8 protein-coding genes are annotated in these 10,207 nt (G+C 65.1%); 5 read left to right on the top strand and 3 right to left on the bottom strand.

Annotation, left to right across the window (positions count from 1 at the left end; all coding sequences use genetic code 11):
* On the top strand, window positions 1-121 hold a 121-nt coding region (locus EKL94_RS14495; RefSeq protein ID WP_148105806.1), incomplete at its 5' end, for a transposase.
* A 29-nt stretch (window positions 122-150) separates the two neighbouring features.
* On the opposite strand, the gene cml is transcribed toward EKL94_RS14495, so the two are convergent.
* Window positions 151-1,338 carry a CmlA/FloR family chloramphenicol efflux MFS transporter gene (gene cml, locus EKL94_RS14490; protein WP_126929610.1) on the bottom strand — a complete coding sequence of 396 codons (1,188 nt, stop codon included), beginning with the start codon at window positions 1,336-1,338 and terminating at the stop codon, window positions 151-153.
* Between the two features lie 198 nt (window positions 1,339-1,536).
* The gene (locus EKL94_RS14485) at window positions 1,537-2,442 is read right to left on the bottom strand and encodes a LysR family transcriptional regulator (protein WP_126929609.1); all 906 of its coding nucleotides are present in this window, start codon (window positions 2,440-2,442) and stop codon (window positions 1,537-1,539) included.
* Between the two features lie 107 nt (window positions 2,443-2,549).
* On the opposite strand from EKL94_RS14485, the gene EKL94_RS14480 reads away from it, so the two are divergent.
* Genes EKL94_RS14480 through EKL94_RS14470 form a run of 3 tightly spaced genes read left to right on the top strand, consistent with a single transcriptional unit; the run spans window position 2,550 to window position 6,225 of the window.
* A complete protein-coding gene (locus EKL94_RS14480; protein WP_260473435.1) occupies window positions 2,550-4,085 on the top strand; it encodes an MFS transporter in 1,536 nt (511 codons plus the stop codon).
* Entirely contained in the window at window positions 4,076-4,504 is a 429-nt protein-coding gene (locus tag EKL94_RS14475; RefSeq protein WP_126929608.1) for a hypothetical protein, read from the top strand. Before EKL94_RS14480 ends, EKL94_RS14475 begins: the two co-directional genes overlap by 10 nt.
* A 23-nt stretch (window positions 4,505-4,527) precedes the next feature.
* Window positions 4,528-6,225: a peptidoglycan D,D-transpeptidase FtsI family protein gene (locus EKL94_RS14470; RefSeq protein WP_260473434.1), complete on the top strand. Its 1,698-nt coding sequence runs from the start codon at window positions 4,528-4,530 to the stop codon at window positions 6,223-6,225.
* An 84-nt stretch (window positions 6,226-6,309) separates the two neighbouring features.
* On the opposite strand, the gene EKL94_RS14465 is transcribed toward EKL94_RS14470, so the two are convergent.
* Window positions 6,310-6,762 carry a PA2169 family four-helix-bundle protein gene (locus EKL94_RS14465; protein WP_010481259.1) on the bottom strand — a complete coding sequence of 151 codons (453 nt, stop codon included), beginning with the start codon at window positions 6,760-6,762 and terminating at the stop codon, window positions 6,310-6,312.
* Window positions 6,763-7,316: 554 nt separating this feature from the next.
* Here EKL94_RS14465 and EKL94_RS14460 point away from each other — a divergent pair.
* Window positions 7,317-10,151, top strand: coding sequence for a TonB-dependent receptor (locus EKL94_RS14460; RefSeq protein WP_126929606.1), 2,835 nt, complete (start codon window positions 7,317-7,319; stop codon window positions 10,149-10,151).
* Window positions 10,152-10,207: the final 56 nt, after the last annotated feature.

Genomic DNA, 10,207 nt, shown 5'->3' with positions numbered 1-10,207 from the left:
AACGAATCTGGTCGAGGGAATCAACAACAAGATCAAGGTCATCAAGCGCGTCGCCTACGGATACCGAGACGACGCCTATTTCTTCCTCAAAATCCGTGCAGCCTTCCCCGGAGTTGGGTGAAGAACCCTTTTTTTGCCCGCCATCCAGCGCTATACGCGATGCCGCAGCGCGGCGGCACCTGCCAGGCTGGCAAGTGGCAGCAGCAATCCATAGGCCACCAGCGGCCACACGGTATCGCCAGGTAGCACGAGGGTAACCAGCGTGCCTATGCTTGCCACGATCAGGCTCTGCACCGCGTAGTACAGGGCCACCGCCGTACCCGACGCATCGGCGAAATCACGCAGCGCACCGCTTGCAGCCACCGAAACCACCATCACCAGCCCCACCGCGATGCCCCACATGGGCAGCACCACTCCGATGAACGAGGGAGGCCACGCTGCGGCCAACGCCATCAGCAGCACCCCGGCCACCATCACCCACAGGCCGCGCAGGAAGGTACCGCGCACGCTCCAGCGGGCAATGCACACGTTCGCTATCCGCGCCGTGACGATCATCACCAGCGCCACCGTGGCGAAGGCCAGGCTGAACGACAGCGGCGAATACTGCATGTGCCCGACCAGCAGCCGGGGTGCAACCGAGAAGAACACGAAGAACGTGCCCATGCCTGCACTGAAGCCCAGCGTGTAGATCCAGAACGCGCCGCTGCCGAGGATGCGTCGTACCGCGGGTCGCGACGCGTCCTGGCACTGCGGGCGGGTTTCCTGCCAATGCCATACCGCGCGCATGCCGGCGATCATGCCCAGTACGCCGAGCAGAACGAAGATCGCACGCCAGCCGACGGCGCCTGCCAGCAGTGCGCCGAGGATTGGTCCCAGCGCCGGCACGAAGGCCAGCATCGAGGCGAACAGCCCATACAACGACGCGCCTTCGGGTGTATCGGCATACACATCACGGACCGTGGCAAAGGTCGCCACCAGCGCCGCCGACGCCCCCACCGCCTGCACGGTTCGCCAGGCCAGGAATGCTGCGCCGCTGCTGGAAATGGCCAGCGCAAACGACGCAAGTGCGAACAGCAACGCCCCCAGCAACAGGACCGGCCGCCGCCCGATACGGTCGGACAACGGGCCGAACAGCAACTGGCCCAGGCCGAGCACCAGCAGGTAGATGCTCAACGTCAGCTGCACCAGCGCCGGTGATGTCTGCAGTGCCTGCGGCATCACCGGCACCACAGGAAGATAGATATCCATGGCCAGCGAGGCCAGGAGGTCGAACGGCGCCATCAGCACAATGGCCGATGGCAGCGGGTGGGCCCAACGCGGGGCCTGTCGATTGAACATGGGAAGTCTCCGCCCAGAGTGAATCCGGCGGTGATCCATCCACTTCGCGTGCATCGCAGGGATGACCACCGCAACAACGTCTGCATCGTTGTTGCGGCTCAGCGAACTGTCTGCGGACCGTTCCCGTTGTTCATGATGTCCATCGAATGCGAATGCAGGTGGCGCAAGTGTAGCAATCGTCCATCTGCCGCGCGGCCTTCAGGCCAGGGGCAACATGTCGATGCGCCTGCACGGCGTCTCCTTCACCTGCTCGATCAGCCGTCGCACCACGGGCGAGGTCTCCGCCCGCCGGTACTGCACAGCGATGGTCGAGACGATGGTGGGGCCGGCCAGTGGCAGATAGATCATTCCGGGCAGCACCAGCGTGCGTTGCAGTACCGATGGCACGATCGCCACCGAACCAACGCCGACCGACACCTCGGCCAACACCGCCGCCAGATGCCCGGGCTGGGAACGGATACGTGGAATGAACCCGCCGCGGCGCCCGACTTCCATTGCGCCCACCGGCTGCTCCGGCATGACGAAGCCTTCCCGGGCCAATGATGCCGGCTGTACCGGCGCCCGGGCCTGCGCCAGCGGATGGGTTTCCGGCAGGGCCACGCAGAACTGGTCTTCGACCAGGGTGTGTTCGCCGAAACTGTCGGGCACATCCATCGGAGGCCGGCAGAACACCACATCCACCCGTCCTTCCTGCAGCAGCTGCGGGAGCTCGCCCATCGGCCATTCGCTCACCTGCAGTTCCACGCCCGGGTAGCGGCTGCGGAACCGGCTGAGCTGATCCTGCAACGCACCGGCATACAGCGCCGAGCCGACGTAGCCGATCTCGATCTTGCCGATCTCACCCCGCCCGGCGCGCCGGCCCAGGGTTTCGGCCTGTTCGAACCGGCGCAGCACATCGCGGGCTTCTGCCAGGAACACCTCGCCTGCGGAGGTCAGCAGCACTTCGCGCCGGCTGCGGTCGAACAGGCGCGTGCCGAGGCGACGCTCGATGTCCTGGATCTGCACGCTCAGCGTGGGGGTGGCAATCCCCAGCCGCAGGGCCGCACGACCGAAGTGCAGTTCCTCGGCCAGGGTGACGAAGTACTCCAGGTGACGGCGTTCCATGGGCGGCATTTGGTTAGGTTCAAGCTAACGTAACCAGAAAACACCGAGAATGAAACAAACACCGATCATTGCTGGAATGGCCGTCCTCCCCTTCCTGCGAGTGACCGGTGCCGCACTCCCCTCCCTCTTCGCCTGCACGGCACACGCTGCCTGACGCGGTCCTGCTGGTGGCCTCGCTGGGCTGCACGATGACCGTGCTGGAGACCAATGCCGTAGCGGTCGCACTGCCCAGCATCGCGCGTGACCTGCACGCCGGATTCGCCGATATCGAGTGGGTGATCAGTGCCTACATCCTGTCCTTCACCTCACTGCTGCTGCCCGCCGGTGCTGTCGCCGACCGCTACGGCCGCCGCCGGGTGCTGCTGATCGGCATCAGCCTGTTCGCCCTCACCTCTCTGCTCTGTGCACTGGCGCCCGGTGCCGCCCTGCTCTACCTGGCGCGGGCACTGCAGGGCATCGGTGCTGCGTTCCTGCTGGCACCCTCGCTGTCGATCATCGGCCACACCTACCACCAGGGGACGGCCAAGGACACCGCATGGGCGTTCTGGGGCACCGCCATGGGCGTGATGATGGTGCTCTCGCCACTGATCGGCGGCCTGCTGTCCGCGCTCTGGGGCTGGCGCGCGGTGTTCGTCGCGATCCTGCCGTTCCTGGGTCTGCTCGGCTACGGCACGCTGCGCTGGATACCCGAGTCGTCCGACAGCGTGGTCCGCCCGCTCGATCCGCCCGGCATCATCACCTTCAGCGTTGCCATCTTCGGCATCGTGTTCTTCCTGGTCGAAGGACTGGCAAAAGGATGGTCATCGGCCCCAGCGCTGAGCGGGCTGGCCCTGGCCATCATCATGGCCGCCGCCTTCGTCATCGTTGAACGGGCGCGGTCACATCCCATGGTCGATCTCGGGCTGCTGGCCAGTCCGCGTTTCGTCGGCGCACTCATTGCCATGGTCGGCTATTCGGTCAGCGCACAGGTGATGGCGTCGATGCTGCCGCAGTACCTGCAGAACGGCATCGGCCTGAGCGTACTGGCTGCGGGTGCCGGCATGCTTCCGTTCGCTGCGGCGATGCTGCTGTTTCCCAGCGTGGGCCGGCGGCTCGGTCGCCATCTGACCAGTCCGGCCGTGCTGGCGATCGGGCTGTCGATCACCGCCGCGGGCAATGCCGTGGCCGGACTGGCCGCGTGGCAGCATCTGCCGTGGCTGGCACTCGTCGCAATGGTGGTGATCGGTGCCGGTGGCGGCATCCTCAATGGCGAGACCTCCAAAGCCATCATCGGCGCGGCACCGCGCGAGCGGGCCGGCATGGCCTCCGGCATCAGCGCGACCACGCGCTTTGTCGGCATCCTGCTCGGATTCACCGTGCTGTCCAGTGCCTTGAGCCTGGGCATCCGCAACGCACTGTCGGCTGTGGTTCCCGCGCGCGATGTACTGCCGATGGCCGATGCGATCGCTACCGGCACCTTCGCCGATGCGCGCACCGCCGCCTTCGCACAGGCGATCTACAGCTACGGATTTGCCAGTGCATTGTGGACGTCGGCCGTCGCCGCACTGCTGGCCAGCCTTGCGGTGTTGCTGCTGGGCCGCAGCCGGTCTGCGGCGGACGCACCGTCCCTCCCGCAACACCCGGAATCGCGCGCATGCGACTGAACCTACCCCTGATCCTGTTGCTGTTCGCCATGCCGGCAGCCATCACAGAGGCAGCATCGCCCAATCTCCCCGTCGAGCCGCCACGTGCAGCGCTGCTCAGCCAGATCGACCAGGGCATGGCGAATGCAGTGGCCTGGGAGTACGCATTCAATGCCATCGCCTCCTGCGATGTCGCACGGATCGACCACACCCTGCGCAACCAGCACGACAGCCATCCCGTGCAGGTCCAGCCGCTGCTGGACGCAGGCTACACCGCGACCTTTCGCACGGCCGAACCCTATCCAGCCCTGCAGGACCGGCTGGCCACGCTGCGCGATGCGGAGATCGCCTGCATGGCCGTTGCCGATGGCCGCAGCCACGCCAATGTCATCGACCGTGCTTCCGCACTGCTGGCCTACATCGCCGGGCAACCGCTGTAACCACTGTCTTGATGCCTCATCGGATGCGCACCCCCACCATGGCGCCACGCCGCACGCGTGCCCATGACTTCCGCCGCCGCTACCGCCTGACCTGCGCCGCACTGGCCATACTGGCGGGCCTGCTGCTGGCGCGAGCCGCCGACGTCCAGATCGTCCATCATCACTTCTACCGGCACCAGGCCGAAGCACGGATGCTCCGCCACCATCCGCTGCGCGCGCATCGCGGCACGCTGTACGACCGCCACGGCATCGTCATTGCTGGATCGGCTCCCGTGGCATCGCTGTGGATCGACCCGCGCGCCTTCTTCGACGCATCAGGTTCAGTCGAGCAGCTGGCCTCGGTGCTGGATACCGATGCGACGGCGTTGACCAGACTGCTGGCGCGCAACCGGCAGCGACGCTTCATCTACCTGCCGGGCTTCCGTCGCGGCGATCCAGCCCGCCTTGAAGCACTGCAGGCCAGGGCGCCGATCGGGGTCCACCTGCAGCAGGAGTTCAAACGCTTCTACCCACAGTCGGAACTGTTCGCGCAGACCGTCGGCGTCACCGATATCGAAGGTCATGGCCTTGAAGGCCTTGAGCACCTGTTCGACGCGCGCCTGAGCGGAGAGGCCGGCTACCGTGAGGTCATCGTCGATCGCAAGGGTCGCCCGGTCGAGCTGCGCGACCGTGGCCGTCCGGCGCATCCCGGCGAGGACATCGTGCTGTCGCTGGACAGCCGCATGCAGCACGTCCTCCATGCTGGACTCGGACCGGCAGTACAACGCCACGGCGCTGCTGCCGCCAGCATCGTGGTGCTGGAAGTCGGCACCGGCCAGATCCTGGCGATGGTCAACTGGCCCACCTACAACAGCAATGCGCCCGGCACCGGCGCCGCCGATGCACGCCGCAACCGTGCGGTGACCGATGTGTTCGAGCCCGGCAGCACGGTGAAACCCTTCACGGTGGCTGCGGCGCTCGAGGCCGGCGTGATCACGTCTGCCAGCACGTTCGACACCCACCCCGGCTGGATCCGCAATGGGCGCTTCACCACCCGTGACTATCGGGATCTGGGCGTACTGGATACCACCGGCGTCCTGAAGAAAAGCTCCAACGTGGGCATCTCGTTGATTTCGCGCCGCCTGAGCCGGGAACAGCTGCACGCCATGTTTGCCGCGCTGGGCGCCGGGCATGTCTCGGGGAGCGGATTCCCCGGCGAGCGCAACGGCGTACTGGCCGCTCCCGCTGCATGGAGTGGCACCAGCAAGCAGACCCTGGCCTATGGGTACGGGCTGTCGATGACCACGCTGCAGCTGGCCAATGCCTACGCGACGCTGGCCAACCATGGCCTGCGCGTACAACCGACCTTCGAGCATGGCCGCGCAACAGTGGTGAGCCGTGCCATGCCCGCAGACGTGGCCGACCAGGTGCTGGACATGATTGCCACTACCAGCGAGCCGGGTGGCACCGCGACGCGGGCCCGCATCAACGGCTATGCCATCGCCGGAAAAACCGGGACCGCGCGCAAGGCGGCTGCCGGCGGATATGCGCGCCACTACATGTCCCTGTTTGCCGGGGTCGTACCGGCGCAACATCCACGTTATGCGGTCGCCGTGGTGGTGGACGATCCCGATGCACGGCGCGGAGGCTACGGTGGCGGAGCAGTCGCCGCCCCCATCTTCAGCGAGCTGATGGGGCGGGTGCTGCACCTGCAGGACATCGCGCCCGATGCGCCACGCTGAGTCCTGCACGCCGCCTCGAAGTTGGCCGGGGCAGCCACGCTGCCCCGACCGTGGCGGCCCCGGGGAGAAGGCCGCCGATGATCGTCAGGCCGCCTTCATGGCGTGCTTGCGCGCACGCATCACGTTGTGGCACTCCTGCACTTCAGGCAGCAGCTGGGTGACTTCCTGGCGCACGGCCGGCGGCAGCTCGTTGTCCTTCAGCACGTCCTTGAATGCGCCAAGCAGCCGGTCTTCAGACTCTTCCAGCTCGGCCACGTAACCATAGTTGGTGTCGCCGAATGCAGCGCGCACCTTGCCATAGAACTGCTGCATCGACCCGACCATGGTGCCGTGCTCGGCGGGTTTGCCACCACTGGCGGCGACCGAACTGCTCAACGCGGCGACGATGCGGCCCTTGACGCCGGCAATGCGGGTGAACAGGGCCGACAGTTCGGCATCCTTCACCTTGGTCGCAGCTTCTTCGTAGAACGACTTTCCGTCCCGGGCAATCTCGATCAGGTCGTTGAGGCGATGTTCGATGGTGGACTGGGTGCTCATGGAATCGCTCCTGTGTGCTCGATGGTCTATGGAGAATGACAGCGCGAGTGCGTTGCCTTCGGGACCACTGTGGAGGTTTGGATGTGCCGGTTGGGTGAGTACGAATTGATGCACGCATCACCACCCTCAACGCGTCCTGACTCCTTCATCCGGTCGCATTTCCGCGTTCACGGTGACTGAGCAGAACGCCCACGATTCACCATGGCGCGATGACGATGATCAGCGTCACCAGCAGTGCGATGGCAAGCACCAGCAACAGTACATGCCACTGCTTCCATGTGGGTTTGGGTTTGCCCGGGGTATTCATCGGATGTCTCCTGGAGTCTGTCATCAGCCCGCAGCCAGACTGAAGCAGAGCGCCCTTGGTGCGCGTCGCGGTTTCGTGCATGGCCTGTGCATGAATGCTGTATCCGGCGCGCGACGATAACGCGTCCATAACGTAATCGAGTTGTAAACGGAGTGTTAGGTTCCTTCCGATTCCGCACAGCGGAGTTTCAGATCGGTTTCCACGCAGCGATGCGGAAACCCATTCAACTGGATTTGGAGAGAGCCAAATGCATTACAAGTACACCCTGCTTTCCCTGGCAGTGGGCACGGCCTTGGCCGCCGCCTGGTCACCGGCCGCGCATGCGCAGGATGACAGCGATAAAACACCGAAGAACCTCGATCGCATCCAGGTTACCGGCTCGGCCATCCGCAGCGTGGATATCGAAACGCAGCAGCCGATCATCGCCATCACCCGCGCGATGATCGAGCAGCAGGGCTTCACCACCATCGCCGACCTGCTGCAGAACCTGACCTCCACCGGCGCACCGACCATCTCGCGTGCGCGCGCGTTGGCGTCCGGCGAAAACGTCGGTGGCTACTACGTCAACATCCGCAATCTGGGCGCCACGCGCTCCCTGGTTCTGGTCAACGGCAAGCGCCTTGGCGCCACCACCAGCGGCCTGCAGGATCTGAGCCAGATTCCGATGAGCGCGGTCGAGCGCATCGATGTGCTGAAGGACGGCGCCTCCTCGCTGTACGGCTCGGATGCAATCGCTGGCGTGGTCAACATCATCACCCGCAAGAACTACGAAGGCCTGGAAGTATCCATGCAGCACGGGCAGTTCAGCCAGGGCGATGGCAAGGACAGCACGTTCTCGCTGGTCACCGGTGCCCGTGGGGAGCGTGGCGGATACACCCTCGCACTGGAATACCAGAAGTCGGACCCGGTGTTTGCCCGCGACCGCGAGTTCTCCCGGTACGGCGGCGCCGGCCCCAACTACCCGGGCGCGGACTGGAGCAACATCAGCCAGAACGGTTCGTGGTGCGACCCGGCGCTCTACAAGTGCAATACCGGTGACGCCGTATTCAAGACCCTCAATCGTGGCGGCGATCCGAAGAACCCGAACGACTACCACCCGATCACGCCGGCCGAGTTCGCCAACGGCAACGACCAGATGCACCTGCAGACCGGCATCGAGCGCCGCTCGCTGTTCCTGAGCACGGACTACGCGCTGACCGACCAGATCAAGTTCACCGCCGACATCGGCTACAACGAGCGCACCACCGACCAGCAGATCGCGGGCTACCCGTACCAGTCGACCAAGTTCGGCACGCCCCTGGATGCGGCCAGCGTATTCAACCCGCTCGACCACAGCATCGCGTTCAATCGCCGCCTGTGGGAAGTGCCGCGCACGACGGAAAGCAAGCTGAAGTCGCTGCGGATTGCACCAAGCCTGTCTGGCTACTTCGAGCTGGGCACCAAGACGTACGACTGGGAAGTCGGCGCATTGTTCAACCGCAATGAAGTTACAAAAACGGGCCGTGGCGACATGAGCCTGATCGCTTCCCGGCAGGCATTGGGGCCCTCCTACCTCGATGCCAACGGTGTGGCCCGGTGTGGCACGGCGGCATCGCCGGTCTCGGGTTGCCTGGCCTGGAATCCTTTGCTGCCGTTCGGGGTCGCGGGGGCTGGCTCTCTCTCCGATCCCGAACTGCAGCGCTTCTTGTTCCCGACGTTCAACGATACCGGCATCACCAAGACCCGCAGTTACTTCGCCAACATCTCCGGCCCGGTGATCGAACTGCCTGCCGGTGACCTGTCTGTCGCCCTGGGGTATCAGTACCGCAAGGAAGAAGGCCGCTTCGTGCCCGATGCCTTCGCCCAGTCGCGCCAGAGCACTGCACTGGGCGCCTCCACCACCGCCGGTGACTACAGCCTCAACGAGTTCTTCGCCGAGGTGAACGTGCCGATCCTGCGCGACCTGCCGTTCGCCAAGGAGCTGACCGTGAACCTGGCCACGCGCTACTCCGACTACAGCAACTTCGGCAGCACCACCAACTCCAAGGCGAGCTTCGCCTGGCGTCCGATCGAAGAACTGATGATCCGCGGCACCTTCGCCGAAGGCTTCCGCGCGCCGAGCATCGCCGATCTGTATGGCGGCCTCGGGACCAGCTTCGAAACCTATGTCGACCCGTGCGGCATCGGCGCCACCAACAGCGTCAACGGCAATGCCGCCTGCAACGCCGCCGGCGTCCCGCTGGGCTACCAGCAGCTGAACCAGAGCCTGAAGCCCTGCGCCAGCTATCCGTGCGCCACGCCTGACGAATTCACCACCGGCTCCGACCCGAAGCTGCGCCCGGAAGAGTCCAAGAGCAAGACCGTGGGCGTGGTCTGGAGCCCGCGCTGGGTCGACGGACTGGACATCAACCTCGACTGGTACAGCTACAAGATCACCAACATGATCATCGAGGACAGCGTCGACCGCATCCTGCGTGACTGCTACGTGCTCGGCAACGCCTCGCGCTGTGGCAGCGTCAAGCGCGCTGGCGATGGCCACATCACCAGCATGTTCTACGGCCTGGCCAATCTGGGCTCGATGGAAACCGAAGGTTGGGACCTGGGCATCCGCTACCGCCTGCCCGAGTTCTCGTTCGGCCGCTTCACCATCGACCTGCAGAACAGCTATGTCTCCAAGTACGACGAGGAGAACCAGAACTCGGCCGGCGATACGATCATGATGGGCCGGATCGGCCAGCCGGGCATTTCCCGCCTGCGCTCGAACCTGGGCGTGAACTGGCAGCTCGGCAATTTCAGCACGCAGTACACGGTGCGCTACTACTCCGGCATGGCCGAAAGCTGCGTGCCCAACCGTCCGTGCTCCCTGCCGGACCGCTATGCCTACGGTGAACCGGACGCGCTGCGCAAGGTTGGCTCCAATGCCTTCCACGACATCCAGGTCAGCTACAAGCTGCCGTGGGACGGCACCGTGGCGCTGGGTTCGAACAACGTGTTCAACCACCAGGGCCCGATCATGTTCTCCAAGCCGGCCAGCTCCTTCCCCTACTACGGCGGCTTCGATATCGGCCGCACCGTGTACGTGAAGTACTCGCAGCGCTTCTGACGGTCATGTCCGTGCTCGTGGCCGGCGGAAGGGGAGTCCGCCGGCCACGATGCACA

Source organism: Stenotrophomonas maltophilia (genome assembly GCF_003970865.1).
Classification (GTDB): domain Bacteria; phylum Pseudomonadota; class Gammaproteobacteria; order Xanthomonadales; family Xanthomonadaceae; genus Stenotrophomonas; species Stenotrophomonas maltophilia_AR.
This window is presented reverse-complemented; position numbering and strand designations above follow the sequence as displayed.